Origin of the sequence: Polynucleobacter sp. 80A-SIGWE (assembly GCF_018882295.1) — a bacterium.
Classification (GTDB): domain Bacteria; phylum Pseudomonadota; class Gammaproteobacteria; order Burkholderiales; family Burkholderiaceae; genus Polynucleobacter.
The window spans coordinates 481,290-497,161 of the sequence record NZ_JACVOR010000001.1 but is presented as its reverse complement, the minus strand read 5'-3'; the positions used below and the strand labels follow the sequence as shown (position 1 = coordinate 497,161).

The 15,872-nt window shown below is 46.2% G+C and carries 14 protein-coding genes and 1 pseudogene; 4 read left to right on the top strand and 11 right to left on the bottom strand.

Translation table 11 applies throughout. The features are described from left to right. Positions 1 to 38: 38 nt before the first annotated feature. From ICN25_RS02635 to ICN25_RS02615, 5 genes are all read right to left on the bottom strand, one after another. Positions 39 to 359 carry a histone H1-like repetitive region-containing protein gene (locus tag ICN25_RS02635; protein WP_216178858.1) on the bottom strand — a complete coding sequence of 107 codons (321 nt, stop codon included), beginning with the start codon at positions 357 to 359 and terminating at the stop codon, positions 39 to 41. Between the two features lie 334 nt (positions 360 to 693). Continuing rightward, positions 694 to 1,878: a ribonucleotide-diphosphate reductase subunit beta gene (locus tag ICN25_RS02630; RefSeq protein ID WP_216178857.1), complete on the bottom strand. Its 1,185-nt coding sequence runs from the start codon at positions 1,876 to 1,878 to the stop codon at positions 694 to 696. Between the two features lie 44 nt (positions 1,879 to 1,922). Beyond that, a complete protein-coding gene (locus ICN25_RS02625; protein WP_216178856.1) occupies positions 1,923 to 4,889 on the bottom strand; it encodes a ribonucleoside-diphosphate reductase subunit alpha in 2,967 nt (988 codons plus the stop codon). 274 nt (positions 4,890 to 5,163) lie between these two features. Further along, positions 5,164 to 6,015, bottom strand: a complete 852-nt coding sequence (gene ampD, locus ICN25_RS02620; protein WP_370624685.1) for a 1,6-anhydro-N-acetylmuramyl-L-alanine amidase AmpD — start codon at positions 6,013 to 6,015, stop codon at positions 5,164 to 5,166. Further along, positions 5,984 to 6,832 (bottom strand): inner membrane protein YpjD, encoded by an 849-nt coding sequence (locus tag ICN25_RS02615; RefSeq protein WP_216178855.1) that lies wholly within the window; start codon positions 6,830 to 6,832, stop codon positions 5,984 to 5,986. The genes ampD and ICN25_RS02615 overlap by 32 nt, the downstream gene beginning before the upstream one ends. Positions 6,833 to 6,852: 20 nt before the next feature. Between ICN25_RS02615 and ffh the strand changes: the two genes are divergently transcribed. After that, complete coding sequence (ffh, locus tag ICN25_RS02610) at positions 6,853 to 8,235, top strand: signal recognition particle protein (RefSeq protein ID WP_216178854.1); 1,383 nt, start codon at positions 6,853 to 6,855, stop codon at positions 8,233 to 8,235. Between the two features lie 20 nt (positions 8,236 to 8,255). Here the strand turns inward: ffh and ICN25_RS02605 are convergent, their stop codons facing one another. Next, complete coding sequence (locus ICN25_RS02605) at positions 8,256 to 9,998, bottom strand: proline--tRNA ligase (RefSeq protein WP_216178853.1); 1,743 nt, start codon at positions 9,996 to 9,998, stop codon at positions 8,256 to 8,258. A gap of 50 nt (positions 9,999 to 10,048) precedes the next feature. On the opposite strand from ICN25_RS02605, the gene ICN25_RS02600 reads away from it, so the two are divergent. Both ICN25_RS02600 and ICN25_RS02595 read left to right on the top strand, forming a co-directional pair. Beyond that, complete coding sequence (locus ICN25_RS02600; protein ID WP_216178852.1) at positions 10,049 to 10,648, top strand: RNA pyrophosphohydrolase; 600 nt, start codon at positions 10,049 to 10,051, stop codon at positions 10,646 to 10,648. Then, positions 10,645 to 11,211 carry a CNP1-like family protein gene (locus ICN25_RS02595; RefSeq protein ID WP_255536648.1) on the top strand — a complete coding sequence of 189 codons (567 nt, stop codon included), beginning with the start codon at positions 10,645 to 10,647 and terminating at the stop codon, positions 11,209 to 11,211. The genes ICN25_RS02600 and ICN25_RS02595 overlap by 4 nt, the downstream gene beginning before the upstream one ends. 11 nt (positions 11,212 to 11,222) lie before the next feature. Here the strand turns inward: ICN25_RS02595 and proB are convergent. The 4 genes and pseudogenes from proB to rplU form a co-directional block, all read right to left on the bottom strand. After that, positions 11,223 to 12,002 (bottom strand): annotated as a pseudogene (gene proB / locus ICN25_RS02590) (glutamate 5-kinase); the annotation flags it as partial. A gap of 29 nt (positions 12,003 to 12,031) precedes the next feature. Further along, a complete protein-coding gene (obgE, locus tag ICN25_RS02585) occupies positions 12,032 to 13,126 on the bottom strand; it encodes a GTPase ObgE (protein WP_216178850.1) in 1,095 nt (364 codons plus the stop codon). Positions 13,127 to 13,213: 87 nt separating this feature from the next. Then, positions 13,214 to 13,474 carry a 50S ribosomal protein L27 gene (gene rpmA, locus ICN25_RS02580; RefSeq protein ID WP_015420374.1) on the bottom strand — a complete coding sequence of 87 codons (261 nt, stop codon included), beginning with the start codon at positions 13,472 to 13,474 and terminating at the stop codon, positions 13,214 to 13,216. Positions 13,475 to 13,507: 33 nt separating this feature from the next. Beyond that, on the bottom strand, positions 13,508 to 13,819 hold the full coding sequence (rplU, locus tag ICN25_RS02575; RefSeq protein ID WP_041484800.1) for a 50S ribosomal protein L21: 312 nt from the start codon (positions 13,817 to 13,819) through the stop codon (positions 13,508 to 13,510). A 75-nt stretch (positions 13,820 to 13,894) separates the two neighbouring features. Here rplU and ICN25_RS02570 point away from each other — a divergent pair, with 75 nt between their 5' ends. Continuing rightward, on the top strand, positions 13,895 to 14,899 hold the full coding sequence (locus ICN25_RS02570) for a polyprenyl synthetase family protein (protein WP_216178849.1): 1,005 nt from the start codon (positions 13,895 to 13,897) through the stop codon (positions 14,897 to 14,899). On the opposite strand, the gene ICN25_RS02565 is transcribed toward ICN25_RS02570, so the two are convergent. Next, positions 14,896 to 15,831 (bottom strand): reductase, encoded by a 936-nt coding sequence (locus ICN25_RS02565; RefSeq protein WP_216178848.1) that lies wholly within the window; start codon positions 15,829 to 15,831, stop codon positions 14,896 to 14,898. The genes ICN25_RS02570 and ICN25_RS02565 overlap by 4 nt on opposite strands. Positions 15,832 to 15,872 lie beyond the last annotated feature (41 nt).

The following is a 15,872-nucleotide window of genomic DNA, read 5'->3' as shown; positions in this document are numbered from 1 at the left end:
TTTTACAGCTTTACCCGCTTTCTTCGCAGCAGGCTTACTTACTTTTTTTTTGCTACGCGCTTTTTTGCAGCTTTTTTAGCAGCAGGCTTCTTAGCAGCAGCTTTTTTAGCTACTTTCTTAGCAGCAGGCTTCTTTTTAGCTACTTTTTTAGCAGCAGGCTTCTTAGCAGCAGCTTTTTTAGCTACTTTCTTAGCAGCAGGCTTCTTTTTAGCTACTTTTTTAGCAGCAGGCTTCTTAGCAGCAGCTTTTTTAGCAGCAGGCTTCTTTTTAGCTACTTTTTTAGCAGCAGGCTTCTTAGCAGCTACTTTTTTCTTCGCAGCTGGTTTCTTTGCAGCAACTTTTTTCTTGGCGATTGCCATAGTAATGCTCCTTCACGTGAGGATTAGTACAAACTACCGATTAAGAAGACCCGACCATTCATTTCCGCCTGGTTTTGCAACCGATTGGAGCCGACGAGCGAGCCATTCATCGGCGCGCGGCTTGATACTAAGTGCTGCACGCTAATGAATCCTGGAAAAAAAGCCGTGGCCCCAAAGGACAACGGCTTCTTAAATTTGCTGGAAAAAATAGAGAGAATAGCCCAGGCACCCTTGGACAAGGGTTTTCGGATTTGAGTCTGGTTTTGCTGACTTTTAAAACTATCCAACCGTCTAATCTCCTATTTAGCCGGCCATGCGCTTTTTAATTAACTACTTATTCCCAACTTAGCGCACCGCCAGTTTGATACTCAATAACGCGTGTCTCAAAAAAGTTTCTCTCTTTTTTCAGATCAATCATTTCTGACATCCATGGGAATGGATTCTCTTCATTTGGGAACATCGCGTCAAGTCCTATTTGCAAACATCTACGATTACAGATGTATCTTAGGTACCCTTTGAACATCGGCGCGTTCAATCCGAGCACTCCGCGAGGCATCGTATCCTCTGCATAACGGTACTCTAATTCAACTGCTTTTTCGAAGATAGATTTGATCTCGTCTTTGAACGCAGAAGTCCATAACTGCGGGTTCTCCAGCTTGATTTGATTAATTAAATCAATACCAAAATTGCAGTGCATAGACTCATCGCGAAGGATGTATTGATACTGCTCAGCAGCACCCGTCATTTTGTTTTGACGACCCATTGCAAGTATTTGCGTAAAACCAACATAAAAGAACAAACCTTCCATCACGCAAGCAAAAACGATCAGTGATCGCAGCAATGTTTGGTCAGCTTCTAATGTCCCAGTTTTGAAATTTGGGTTAGTCAATACATCAATATAAGGAATCAAGAACTCATCTTTAGCGCGAATTGACTCGATTTCGTTGTACGCATTAAAGATTTCGCTCTGGTCTAAACCCAAAGATTCCACAATATATTGGTATGCGTGAGTATGAATTGCCTCCTCAAATGCCTGGCGCAATAGATATTGACGGCATTCTGGGGCAGTAATGTGGCGATAAGTACCCAAAACAATGTTGTTTGCTGCTAAAGAATCTGCCGTAGTAAAGAAGCCGAGATTGCGCTTAATGATGCGGCGCTCATCTTCAGTTAAGCCATTCGGATCCTTCCAAAGCGCGATATCGCGATTCATATTGATCTCTTGTGGCATCCAATGGTTTGCACAACCAGCCAGATACTTTTCCCAAGCCCACTTATATTTAAATGGAACCAGCTGATTCACGTCAGTCTTGGCATTAATTACACGCTTATCAGCAGCGTTGACGCGCAATGCTGCGCCACCAGATAAAGATGCACTCGCAGTTGCTGCAGGTGCGGCTACTTGAGGGGCAATTGCGACCTCATCTGCTTGTGGGCGCTGCGGTTCTGCCACAACTGGTTGCTGCGCGAGACCTGCTTTCGCTAGTGCCGGTGCAACTTCTTCTTCCCAATTCAACATAACAATCTCCTAAATTCTTTTTTTATAAATCAGCAATTAAATACTTACTGACAAGCTTCACATTCTTCAAAGCCAGCATCACCTGGGCGCATTGTGCAAACCGGACCATCTGCCTCTTGTGCAGCTGCAGCATCAGTACCATTAACACCACCACCGCTAGACACCGCATTTAACTGACCACTTGCAACAGTTGATTTCTCAACGTGAGTTGCAGCCATTGTGCGGAGGTAGTAAGTGGTTTTCAGGCCACGCAACCAAGCCAACTTGTATGTGTCATCCAATTTCTTGCCTGATGCACCGCCCATGTAAATATTGAGTGATTGCGCTTGGTCAATCCACTTCTGACGACGTGAAGCAGCTTCAACTAACCAGCTTGGCTCCACTTCAAATGCAGTAGCGTACAAATCACGCAAATCTTGTGGAACACGATCAATCTTGGATAAAGTACCGTCAAAGTACTTTAAATCAGCAATCATGACTTCATCCCAGAGGCCGCGATCTTTCAAATCACGTACCAAATACTCATTTACTACTGTGAATTCACCTGAGAGGTTAGATTTCACGAATAAGTTCTGGAATGTCGGCTCGATACAAGCTGAAACACCAATGATGTTAGAAATCGTTGCAGTTGGTGCAATCGCTACACAGTTCGAGTTACGCATACCGAACCGCTTGATGCGGGCACGTAAACCATCCCAATTCATTGTGGAAGAACTATCTACTTCAAGGTAACCACCGCGCTCTGCTGCCAACAAGGCTACTGAGTCTTGCGGAAGAATGCCGCGATCCCACAATGAGCCTTTGTATGTGCTGTAAACGCCACGCTCTTCAGCCAATTCGTTAGATGCCTGGTAAGCGTAGTAGCACACTGCTTCCATAGATGAATCCGCAAACTTCACTGCCTCATCGCTAGCGTAAGGAATACGTTGCATATGCAAGCAATCCTGGAAGCCCATGATGCCCATACCAACTGGACGATGCTTCAAGTTGGAGTTACGCGCTTTAGCAACTGCGTAGTAGTTGATATCAATCACGTTGTCCAACATGCGCATTGCAGTGCGGATTGTTTTCTGAAGCTTCTCGTGATCCAAAATCATCTTGCCGGATGCATCGGTAGTCATATGCGCTGTCAAGTTCACAGAACCTAAGTTACATACTGCGATTTCACTTTCGTTTGTGTTCAGAGTAATTTCAGTACACAAGTTAGAAGAGTGAACTACACCGATGTGCTGTTGTGGGCTACGAATGTTGCAAGGATCTTTAAATGTGATCCATGGATGGCCAGTTTCAAACAACATACCCAACATCTTGCGCCACAATTGTTGCGCAGGAATGCGACGGAATGGCTTCAATTCACCAGCATCTGCTTTTTTCTCATAGGCAACATACGCCTCTTCAAAAGCCTTGCCGAACTTGTCATGCAAGTCAGGTGTATTTGAAGGTGAGAATAATGTCCACTCGCCACCTTCCATCACGCGCTTCATAAACAAATCTGGAATCCAGTTGGATGTATTCATATCGTGCGTACGGCGACGGTCATCACCGGTATTTTTGCGCAACTCGAGGAACTCTTCAATATCCAAGTGCCATGTTTCTAAATACGCACAAACTGCACCTTTACGCTTACCACCTTGATTCACTGCAACCGCTGTATCGTTCACTACCTTTAAGAAAGGCACCACACCTTGTGACTTACCGTTAGTACCTTTGATATGACTGCCCAAGGCGCGAACATTAGTCCAGTCGTTACCTAAACCACCAGCAAACTTAGACAAGAGTGCATTCTCTTTTAATGCTTCGTAGATACCGTCAAGATCATCATCTACTGTTGTTAAGTAGCAGCTTGATAACTGAGGACGTGTTGTCGCTGAGTTAAACAAGGTTGGTGTGCTGGACATGAAATCAAAAGTAGAGAGGATTTCATAGAACTCGATAGCACGACGCTCACGATCTAACTCATTCAAAGACAAACCCATCGCAACGCGCATAAAGAATGCTTGTGGCATTTCAATACGGCGATCTTCAATGTGCAAGAAATAGCGGTCATACAAAGTTTGCAAACCGAGGTAGTTGAACTGCAAGTCGCGGCTGGCATTCAAAGCAGCAGCTAAGCGCGGGAGATCAAACTCACGCATGCGTGGATCTAAGAGCTCAGCAGAAATACCCTCGTTGATGTACTTGGCAAAATAAGTGCTGTACTCAGCTTGCATATCGCCTTGTAAAACTTCGCGACCTAAGATTTCTTTACGAATTACATGCATCAAGATGCGTGCTGTAACTTGACTGTACGCAGGATCTTTTTCGATCAATGTGCGTGATGCCAAAATTGCAGAGTCATACACTTGAGCCATCGGCACACCATCGTACAAATTCTTGATGGTTTCAGTGATGATCGGACTTGCATCAATGTTGTTGCCGAGACCTTCACACGCTGCCTCAATAATGGTGCGCAAGGCAGCCATATCCAACCACTTCTCTACACCGTTGTCAGTTACCTTGATACCAGACTCACCGGCTTGAGTTGCGGTTTGAGTTTCCTGAGCAATGTCTTGTTGTGTTGCACGCTCTTGATTACGTTTTTCACGATACAGAACATAGGCACGAGCAACGTTGTGCTCACCGCTACGCATCAATGCCAACTCAACCTGATCTTGAATATCTTCAATATGGAAAGTGCCGCCATTTGGGCGACTACGCAATAAGGCGCGCACTACTGAGTGAGTTAATTGCTCCACTTGCTCACGAACACGTGCAGAAGCAGCGCCCTGACCGCCGTTAACCGCCAAAAATGCTTTTGTAACTGCAATCGCAATTTTGGATGGCTCAAATGCCACCACTGAGCCATTGCGGCGAATAATTTTGTAATCAGACAATTGAGTGGCTTGGCCGCCACCTACTCCACCAGCTACAAAGCCAGCAGATGGGGCTTGGTTCATAGCTTCTGAAGGATTCATTCCTGGGTTATTTGTGCCGGCAGTGTGTCCTGCTGCCTGGGGGTTGGCATATGTCATATTTCTCCTGCTTATATATAGTTATTTGGGCAAAAAATCGTTAAAAAACAATAGGGTATTGCTGTATTCAAACACTACATCTAGTGTTTCGAAGTGCATTTGGTACTAAGTATAGGGAAATATTCTGAATTTGGTAAGACATTTCTGACGAATATTTATAAGTATTTTTCCTAAGTTTTCCAGTAATTTAGGAGCTATTTTGGTGCGAAATTTACAGCCCTTTTTAGGCAAAGGGTAAGAAAGTGAGCGTGTGCTCACATACTACTTTAGAGACCTATCGTGGATCTAAACCAAAGGGTAGTTTTTTGGTCGGGATGTCAGTTTTTGCCTGGAACTTTTGCCAACTAAATTGAATCCCGGGGTCTGTTTTTCTGCCAGGGGCAATATCACTGTGCCCCGCAAATTGAAGATTGGGGTGAACGGCACTTAACTGAGAGCTTAATTTAGCAAGGGTCGAATACTGAATATCTTCAAAAGGATGATTACTATCACCCTCTAACTCAATACCGATCGAGAAATCATTGCACTTTTCGCGACCCATGAAGGATGAAACACCAGCATGCCAGGCTTTGTTTTGGGTGGAAACAAACTGAAAAACCTCACCACTACGCGAAATCAAGAAATGGCTAGATACCTTTTGATCGGCAATCTCTTCAAAATAAGGGTGTAGCGATGAATCCAGCTTATTTTGAAAAAAATCCACAATAAATTGAGTGGAACTGCGATCCACAAAACCGCTAGGTGGCAAGCTGATGTGATGAATTACCACCAAATCGGGCGCAAGGCCTTCTGGTCGAACATCTTGATTGGGTGAGCTTCGCCAAACGGCAGAACCTATCCAACCCTGAGCATCCAAACTATTCAAATGCTCTTGAGAACAATAAAAGCGGCCCTCTTGCTTGATTGCTTCAGATTTTGGAAGGTGTACTGAGCACTGGCGACACTGGACAATTACTTCCGGCTCAGCAACCTTATTTTGTTCAGCCTTGATCTTGGCGGCCTGATCTGTATTGAGCTTTGCCTGTTTTTTTCCTTTGATCCAAAGGTATAAAACGCCTGCACCAGCAAATAGTAGAAGCCACTTAATCAAAACGTCATGCTCTCTGAAGAATGACTTCCAAAACAAATCTACTGCCGACGTAGGCTAGGAGCAAGGCGGTATAAGCACTCAAGACCCAACGAACAGCCACGCGTCCACGCAAGCCAACGCGCCAACGCGCTATTAGAAGTCCAGAAAATAAGATCCAGGAGATCAATGCAAAGATAGTCTTGTGATCAAAAACAAGCGGCTTGCCAAATAAGGTTTGTGAAAAAAGTAGACCGGAAAATACAGTCAAGGTGAGAAGTGCAACACCCACGTAGAGCAAATTAAAGAGCAAGCTTTCCATTGTCATTAAGGGCGGCAAATCTTCCAGCCAATGCGCTATACGACTATTGGGAATGATGGCCAACTGGCGATGCAATGCTCGATCCTGAACACTCATCAACATGGCATGCATCGCTGCTAAGCTCAATAGCCCAACTGAAATAGTGGCAACAATAAAGTGCCCCTTAAACCAAGGGTCAGAGACAGCCTTTGGAGAAATCAGGGTGCCAGAGAAAATGGCGGGTAATGCGGAGCAGATCAATGCAAAACACAAAACCAGCCAGCGCAAACTCGAGATTGGTAAAAACCAAGACTGAAACCAATAAAAAGCGAGGCCAACCCAAGCGATTAGGGAGAGATCCTGGGCAAAACCAAAAACAAATCCCTCCGGCGTAAAGACTGAGTCGTGCAGCTGAACCCCATGCACCAACAAAATCCCAAGAATCAGCGCCTGAACCAAGCCAGTAAATGCAGGGGATTCAAGTTTTCCCTTCGGCCGCGAACTTAAAAAGACCAAAAGAAGCAAATAAAGTGCAGATGGGAGCCATCCCGAGCCTGAGTAACCTAAAATATCCATCTGGAAAGTCTAATCGATAAATGCTAGAGAATCTCACCGACCGCCTATCTCGTGTTGTTAAAACAATGCGGGGGCAAGCTCGCCTCACTGAGGCAAATACCGCAGAAATGCTGCGGGAGATCCGTCTGGCCTTATTGGAGGCTGACGTTGCGCTTCCAGTAGTTAAATCTTTACTAGAACAAATTAAATTTAAAGCCCTTGGCGAAGAAGTGGTTGGTAGCCTCAGTCCAGGCCAAGCACTAGTAGGTGTTGTACAGCGTGAACTTGCTCAAGTCATGCGTGGCGACACCTCCCAAAGTGGTGAACTCAACCTAGCCACTCAACCGCCAGCGGTAATTCTGATGGCCGGCTTACAGGGCGCAGGTAAAACCACTTCAGTTGGTAAGTTAGCCAAGTTTTTGCAAGAGAAGAAGAAAAAGAAAGTCCTCACAGTTTCTTGTGACGTCTATCGACCTGCGGCTATCGAGCAGCTAGAAACTGTCAGCAAACAAGTGGGCGCTGAATTCTTCCCAAGTAATATCAATCAAAAACCGAGTGAAATTGCTGCTGCTGCCTTAGATTGGGCACGTCGTCATTATTTTGATGTGCTCTTAGTAGATACAGCTGGTCGTCTCGGTATTGATGAAGCGCTCATGCAAGAAATCAAAACCTTGCACGCTAATCTCAATCCAATTGAAACTTTATTTGTAGTTGATGCCATGCTGGGTCAAGATGCCGTCAATACAGCTAAAGCTTTCCATGAAGCACTCCCACTGACTGGTGTAATTCTCACCAAACTGGATGGTGATTCACGCGGCGGTGCCGCACTCTCCGTGCGTCAAGTTACCGGTGTACCACTTAAATTCATTGGTGTTGCCGAAAAGATGGATGGTCTCGAAGCATTCGATGCCGACCGCATGGCAAGCCGTATTTTGGGTATGGGCGATATTCTTGCCTTGGTTGAACAAGCCCAACAAAACGTCGATGTTGCAAAAGCAGAAAAGTTAGCGAGCAAGATTTCTAAAGGTGGGTTTGATCTCGGCGACTTCCGCGATCAACTGGCGCAAATGCAACAGATGGGCGGCATGGCGAGCTTGATGGATAAGTTACCAAACCACATGGCACAGGCAGCCTCCAAAACAAACTTAAGTGCTGCTGACAAACAAACTCGGCGCATGCGCGGCATTATCGATAGCATGACGCCAAAAGAGCGTGCGAAACCGGAATTACTAAAGGCCACTCGCAAACGTCGCATTGCAGCCGGTGCGGGTGTCGAAGTTCAAGAGGTCAATCGCCTATTGGCGCAGTTTGAACAAATGCAAACCATGATGAAACAGTTTAAGGGTGGCAAGATGGCGCGCACCATGGCATCCATGGCAGCTAAAGGAGCCGCCAAAGGTATTGGCGGACTCTTTAAAAAATAATAGTTAAAAACTTTTTTAGCTTAAGAAACCAGTTTCTTAGCAGCATCAATCGCAGCAATCACTTTTGCTTTGATTTCCGCCAACGGAATATCTTCTGATTCAGAATCAGTACGGCCTTTGAATTCCACTTGAGCATCTGCAAGACCACGATCGCCGATCACTACACGGAACGGAACACCGATTAATTCCCAGTCAGCAAACATTGCGCCCGGTCTTTCTCCACGATCATCGAGCACCACATCCACTCCGGCAGCTAGCAACTCATCATGCAATTGATCAGCAGCAGCTTTGACAGCTTCGGATTTTTCGTAACCCATTGGGCAGATCACCACTTCAAATGGCGCCATTGAAATCGGCCAAATAATTCCGCGCTCGTCATTACCTTGCTCAATTGCAGCACCCAGCAATCGAGTAACGCCAATACCATAGCAACCCATCACCATCGGTTGCGCTTTGCCCTGTTGATCCAAGTAAGTGCAGCCCATTGCTTCGGAGTAACGCGTACCCAATTGGAATACGTGACCCACTTCAATACCGCGGCAAATATCGACAACACCCTTACCATCAGGAGAAGGATCACCGATTACAGCATTACGTAAATCCATTACCAAAGGCTCTGGCAAATCACGGCCCCAGTTCACGCCAGTTAAGTGATGACCAGCATCATTAGCGCCACATACAAAGTCAGCCATATTGGCAACGGTACGATCTGCAACTATGGTTACATCCGCGCTAACTCCGACAGGACCCAAGTAGCCCGCCGGTGCATTACAGGCTTGTTTGATCTCAGGCTCACTTGCAAAGCGGGATTCAGCCATACCAGGAATCTTGCTTGCTTTGATTTCATTGAGCTCATGATCACCACGAACCAGCACCATAAATAATTTAGCTGGGCCTTCCTCTTGATCTGCAGCAAACAGAAGTGACTTCACAGTTTGCTCTAGTGGTAAGTTCAAAAACTTCGCCACGTCAGCACAATTTGTTTGACCTGGTGTTGCGACCTTTGTCATTGCTTGAGTTGCAGCACCACGTGCCGCAATCAATGAGACTGATTCAGCAGCCTCTAGATTGGCAGCGTAATCCGAGCTCGGACAATACACAATTGCATCTTCACCAGTATCAGCAATGACATGAAACTCTTGACTACCTGATCCACCAATAGCACCGTTATCTGCCGTTACTGCGCGGAATTTCAAACCCATACGTTTAAAAATTCGGGTGTAAGCATCAAACATAATTTGGTAAGACTTCTTCAATCCCTCGGTATCGCGATCGAATGAATAAGCATCTTTCATACTGAACTCGCGCCCACGCATAATTCCAAAACGTGGACGACGCTCGTCACGGAACTTCGTCTGAATTTGATAGAAATTCACCGGGAGCTGTTTATAACTCTTAATTTCGTTACGCGCTAAATCAGTCACCACCTCTTCAGAGGTTGGTTGAATTAAAAAGTCACGGTCATGGCGATCTTTAATACGGAGCAACTCTGGCCCCATCTTTTCCCAGCGACCCGTCTCTTGCCACAACTCTGCAGGCTGAATCATTGGCATCAGCAATTCGATTGCACCAGCGCGATTCATTTCTTCGCGAATAATGTTTTCTACCTTACGAATGGACTTCAATCCCAAAGGCAAATAGTTATAGATGCCTGCGCTGAGCTTGCGAATTAAACCGGCACGCACCATGAGTTTGTGCGAAACCACCTCAGCGTCGGAGGGGGCTTCTTTTAGCGTGGCGAGAAATGACTGTGAAGCTTTCATGTATGGATATAATCAAATCATTGATTTTAAAGGATTTGAGGCACGATCTCATGCTTGACCGTGAAGGGTATCGACCCAATGTCGGCATAGTCCTCCTCAACAGCCATAACGAGGTTTTCTGGGGAAAACGCGTTGGGCAGCATTCGTGGCAGTTCCCGCAGGGCGGGATTCAGCATGGTGAGAGCCCAGAACAGGCCATGTACCGCGAATTGCATGAGGAAGTTGGCTTGCTACCGGAACATGTCCAAATTATTGGACGAACCAGGGACTGGCTTCGTTACGACGTCCCTGAGGAGTTCTTGCGTCGCCAACATGCCTCCAAAAATCATCGCGCAAGTTATCGCGGCCAAAAGCAAATCTGGTTTTTACTGCGTTTAGTGGGCTTAGACAGCGATATTCACTTACGCGCCACTGAACATCCGGAATTTGACGCCTGGCGCTGGGTTCCCTTCTGGATTCAACTAGATTCCGTTATTGATTTCAAGCGCGAAGTCTATCAATTAGCCCTTTCCGAACTTGCACGCTACCTGTCTCGCGGCATGCGTATGCAGCAACTTGCCTGGGGATCACCACTCGATCTATTTCAATCCCTGTATGGTGGGGGCGAGGAAGACGAATCTAAAGAAACAAAACCTACTGATAAGCCATGATGAAACTCTCCACTCGCAACCTTCGACTTTCCATCCTCACGCTGGCACTGGGTTTAACCTTAGCTGGATGTGCTGGCGATCCTTTAGAAAGTGGACTTGATCCTTTTGCCCCAATGATTTTCAAAGAGGGTGCAACAGCAATGCCTCTAAATCCCCCGAATAAATCTACGCTAGTCCCTTTTTATGTCTCAATGACGACTACATTCAAATTTGCCATCGATACGGATTCCATTCTGATTGGGGCTGACGGTGTTACGCGCTATATCGTTGTACTTACCAGTCCAAATGGTAGCCAGCAGTCTCAATATGAAGGCATTCGTTGCGATTCATTCCAATGGCGACTCTATGGCACATTTGACAATGGCAAGTGGCAAGAAAATCCTTTGGGCACATGGAAAGAAATTCAACGTAGCATCCATAATCGCTATCAAGCTGCTTTAGCACAAGGGGCTTTATGTAGTTTTAATACTCAAGAGAAAAACATCAAGGTAATTCTGCAATCTCTTGATCCCAGCAAATTTACTGGCGGTACGCAACCCACCAACTCCTCTGGATTACAGTAAATTTATTGTGGCTTAGCGCTAAGAAGAGTGCCGATAGACTCGCCATTGATTAGACGAGTCAGGACGTGAGGCTCGTGCCCAGAGGCAATAACCGTTGCAGCACCTGTTTGAGCAGCAACCTTTGCGGCCAATACTTTAGTCAGCATGCCGCCCTTACTCAGCTCGCTTGCGGCACCACCAGCCATTTTCTCTAAGGCAGGATCGCCAGAAATCGCATTGCTCAAAAGAGTAGCAGAGGAATCTTGACGTGGGTCGGCAGTAAATAATCCACCTTGATCGGTCAAGATCACCAATAAATCCGCATGAATTAAGTTGGTAACTAAAGCAGCAAGGCTATCGTTATCTCCGAATTTAATTTCATCCGTAACAACGGTATCGTTTTCGTTAATGATTGGAACTACACCAAACTTTAATAAAGTATCTAAAGTCGCCTTAGCGTTAGCATTGCGCTCAGCATGCGCTAAGTCTGCATTAGTTAATAGCACTTGCGCACTGCGTAAATTAAAGCGCGCAAAACAACTTTCATAAACCTGCACTAAGCCCATTTGACCAACTGCAGCTGCAGCTTGTAGTTGATGAATTTCTGTTGGGCGCTTATTCCAGCCAAGACGTTGCATGCCTTCAGCAATCGCACCGGAACTGACCATCAATACCTCATGTCCAGCAGCTAATAAGGCAGCCATTTGCTCTGCCCACATGCCGATTGCAGCACGATCCAAGCCTTCACCATTATTGGTAACTAGACTTGAACCTACCTTCACTACGATTCGTTTAGCTTTCTGAGTATTCATATCAAATGTGGGTCCCAAATGACCGTTACTTAATCTGGAGTTTTATCTTCTGGCTGAGCTTGCTCTTGATAACGTGGATCAGCAGCACGCTCATCTTCATCATCTCTATCCTTACGAATAGAGTCCAAATAATCCTGCAATGAATAGCACAACTTGTCGCATCCTAAACCCGTTAAAGCGGAGATCTCAAAAACAGGACCCTTCCACTTAAACCGCTTAATAAAGTCCGCAACCACTTGCTTGCGATCTTCCTCGGGAATCATGTCGACTTTGTTTAGCACCAACCAACGTGGTTTTTCAACCAGAGCTTCATCGTACTTACGTAATTCATTCACGATAGCAACAGCATCTGCAACTGGATCAATATTCTCATCAAATGGCGCGATATCGACCAAATGCAACAGCACACCAGTACGTTGCAAGTGCCTTAAGAAGCGGTGACCCAAACCTGCACCTTCTGCAGCGCCCTCAATCAATCCTGGAATATCGGCAATCACAAAGCTACGCTCAGCGCCTACACGCACCACACCCAAATTTGGATGCAAGGTTGTAAACGGATAGTCTGCAATCTTTGGACGCGCATTAGACACGGCGGTAATCAAAGTAGATTTACCCGCGTTAGGCATACCTAACAAACCAACGTCAGCTAATACCTTTAATTCGAGTTTGAGCTTACGACGCTCACCCTCTTTGCCATTCGTCTTTTGGCGGGGAGCACGATTCGTACTACTTTTGAAATGAATATTTCCCCAACCACCAACACCGCCTTGCGCTAAACAAAGACGTTCACCGTGGGTGGTTAAGTCAGCAATTGGTTCACCAGTTTCGTAGTCAGAAATGATTGTGCCAACTGGCATACGCAACTCAATATCATCGCCTGCGCGACCGTAGCAATCAGCGCCGCGCCCAGGCTCACCATTTTTTGCGGTGTGCGTTTTAGCGTAGCGATAGTCAATCAGTGTGTTGATGTTGCGATCTGCGGTAGCCCAAACGCTTCCGCCTTTACCACCGTCGCCGCCATCAGGGCCACCGAATTCGATAAACTTTTCGCGGCGCATGGAGGCACTCCCGGCGCCACCTTGGCCAGCTATGACTTCAATACGAGCTTCGTCTATAAATTTCATGAATAAAAAAGGCCTCGCTTAGCGAGGCCTGTTCCTAAGAGTTAAATTCGGAATAAATCTGAATCAAACGTGTCTCAGTCAGGCGTCTTATGAACGCGGGAGAACTGAAACCTGGGCCTTCTTCAAAGCACCCTTAACGCCAAATTCCACTTGTCCGTCAACTAAGGCAAACAATGTGTGATCTTTACCAATACCAACGTTCATACCCGGATGTACTCGTGTACCACGTTGACGAATGATGATGCTGCCAGCGTTGATTTGCTCGCCGCCAAAAACTTTAACGCCTAAGCGTTTCGATTCTGAGTCGCGGCCATTTCGTGTCGAGCCGCCGCCTTTTTTCTGTGCCATATCTTTCTCCTGCTATTTAGCCGTTAGCCTAAATTAGGCTTTAATCGTGTTAATCAGAATTTCTGTGTAATTCTGACGATGGCCTTGGTGCTTTTGATAATGCTTGCGACGGCGCATCTTAAAGATTGTCACTTTATCGTGACGTCCCTGGGAGACGACAGTGGCCATCACAGCTGCACCATTAACCAATGGATCACCCAATTTGAGTGAAGCGCCTTCGCCTACGGCTAAGACTTGGTCAAGAGTGATTTCGCTGCCGATTTCCGCTGGTATCTGTTCTATTTTCAATTTTTCGCCTGCAGCAACTTTATACTGTTTGCCACCGGTTTTTATGACCGCGTACATGGTTTGAAACCTCAATTAATATCTACATTTAAGCTAATCCACCCTGGATGAGCTAAGCCGATTATTATATCTTGCATGACGAGCACTGTCAAAATCAATGAATTAAGCCAAATTCTGGCCCCAATTGCCTTAGATTTCAAGGCCTTAGATGAGGTTATTCGCCTACGATTAGCCTCAAAAGTGGCTTTAATCGACCAAATCTCCACTTACATCATCCAAGCGGGCGGAAAACGGGTTCGGCCAGCCCTTTTACTCCTAGTAAGCAAGGCCTTAGCGAATGGTAAAGAAACCCCCCATGCCCTAGAACTGGCGGCCGTAGTGGAATTTATTCATACAGCCACCCTCCTGCATGATGACGTTGTCGATGAATCGACTCTGAGAAGGGGTCGTGAGACCGCCAATGCTGCTTTTGGCAATGCTGCCAGCGTACTGGTAGGTGATTTTCTGTATTCCAGGGCCTTTCAGATGATGGTTGGGCCCAACGACCTGCGGGTGATGGAAATCCTGTCCGATGCAACCAATACGATTGCCGAGGGAGAGGTTTTACAACTTCTCAACATGAACGACCCCGAAGTAGACGAAGAGAGCTATTTGCGGGTAATTCGCTATAAAACTGCTAAGTTATTTGAAGCGTCTACAGAGCTTGGAGCAATTTTGGCTGGGACGGATACCAAGCAAAGAGAGCAGTCCGCAGCATTTGGTCGTCACATTGGTACCGCATTCCAATTAATGGATGACCTTCTCGATTACACCGCCGATGCATCCCAAATGGGGAAAAATGCTGGCGATGATTTAAGGGAAGGCAAACCTACATTGCCGCTCATTTACCTGCTTGAAAATGGCAGTACTGAAGAGCGCCTACTGGTTCGCGCAGCAATTGAACAAAATCAAGACTTGCCGGATGATGTATTCCAACAGATTCTGAGTGCAGTACAAAATTCGGGGGCTTTGGATTACACCCAAGCTGCCGCGAAACGAGAGGTTGATTTAGCCCTCGAGTGTCTCAAAGATTTCCCTGCGAACGAGGCCACTTCAGCGTTACACGCCTTGTGCAAGTACTCTTTATCTAGACAGACCTAAGCACCAACACTTTTTACCCTGATATCACGCGCAGTGATGCGCGCTTTTTCTGCCTCATCACGCAAACGTGAGATTTCCTCAGCGGTAAGTCGTTTAAGATTGGAATAATCTAATTTCCATGCAGGATCAGAAGCCCAAACTAAAGGGGACTGCACTGTTGTTCGTGGTCCTGGCGCACCTTCAAGTAAACGCAGAGCTAATTCAAAATTAGAGTCTTGTGATTGAACATTATTGGGTAATGCTGCGGCATTACCCAGCGGAAAGTCAGTAAAGAGCAAACGTGGCACACCGCAATACTCCACAATATCTTTCGCTGCGCCCATGATGACTGTAGGAATACCGGCAGCCTCCAAATAACGCGCCAACAAACTTTGACTTTGGTGACAGATAGGGCAATTCGGAATCAATACAGCAAGGTCAACCTGATCTGCGCACATCTTGCTGAGGATCAACGGCGCATCAATCTCCAGGGTATGACGTTGACTGCGATTGGTTGGTAGCCCATAAAAATGTTTAGATATAGACTGAATGCGGCCCCTTGCAACAGCGCGTTTCGCCGCGCCCAATGGAAACCAACAATTGCTGTCCTGCATGTCGGCATTGCGCCTATCAATACCAACATGCGCAATACGTAAGTCTGCGTCCTCATCAATCGAGCGAACATAGGGGTCATAAAACTTCGCAGCAGCGTTGTATGCTGCCCCAGGTCCCTGAGGACCTTTGCTGGCATCAAAGGGTACTGCCGTAGTGACTAAACCTAGGGTCGATTGATTGAGGGGTTTTTGCAATGAGGCAAAAGGCACATCGATGTAATGAGCCCAAACATAGGGTGTCTCATACCCCAATCCAAGATAGTAATTACGAGTGCGCTCAATATAGCGAACTGGCTGATCCAGCTCGGGTGCAAATAGCAATTCAGAATTCTTGGTCATCAATCCGTCCCTGTAAGATATTGCTTATCAAATATTAACTA

Excerpts from the sequence above, each read along its gene's own strand:
- ICN25_RS02635 (WP_216178858.1), bottom strand. The coding sequence starts at position 359 with ATGGCAATCGCCAAGAAAAAAGTTGCTGCAAAGAAACCAGCTGCGAAG.
- ICN25_RS02630 (WP_216178857.1), bottom strand. The coding sequence starts at position 1,878 with ATGTTGAATTGGGAAGAAGAAGTTGCACCGGCACTAGCGAAAGCAGGT.
- ICN25_RS02625 (WP_216178856.1), bottom strand. The coding sequence starts at position 4,889 with ATGACATATGCCAACCCCCAGGCAGCAGGACACACTGCCGGCACAAAT.
- ICN25_RS02615 (WP_216178855.1), bottom strand. The coding sequence starts at position 6,832 with ATGGATATTTTAGGTTACTCAGGCTCGGGATGGCTCCCATCTGCACTT.
- ffh (WP_216178854.1), top strand. The coding sequence starts at position 6,853 with ATGCTAGAGAATCTCACCGACCGCCTATCTCGTGTTGTTAAAACAATG.
- ICN25_RS02605 (WP_216178853.1), bottom strand. The coding sequence starts at position 9,998 with ATGAAAGCTTCACAGTCATTTCTCGCCACGCTAAAAGAAGCCCCCTCC.
- ICN25_RS02600 (WP_216178852.1), top strand. The coding sequence starts at position 10,049 with ATGCTTGACCGTGAAGGGTATCGACCCAATGTCGGCATAGTCCTCCTC.
- ICN25_RS02595 (WP_255536648.1), top strand. The coding sequence starts at position 10,645 with ATGATGAAACTCTCCACTCGCAACCTTCGACTTTCCATCCTCACGCTG.
- obgE (WP_216178850.1), bottom strand. The coding sequence starts at position 13,126 with ATGAAATTTATAGACGAAGCTCGTATTGAAGTCATAGCTGGCCAAGGT.
- rpmA (WP_015420374.1), bottom strand. The coding sequence starts at position 13,474 with ATGGCACAGAAAAAAGGCGGCGGCTCGACACGAAATGGCCGCGACTCA.
- rplU (WP_041484800.1), bottom strand. The coding sequence starts at position 13,819 with ATGTACGCGGTCATAAAAACCGGTGGCAAACAGTATAAAGTTGCTGCA.
- ICN25_RS02570 (WP_216178849.1), top strand. The coding sequence starts at position 13,895 with ATGACGAGCACTGTCAAAATCAATGAATTAAGCCAAATTCTGGCCCCA.
- ICN25_RS02565 (WP_216178848.1), bottom strand. The coding sequence starts at position 15,831 with ATGACCAAGAATTCTGAATTGCTATTTGCACCCGAGCTGGATCAGCCA.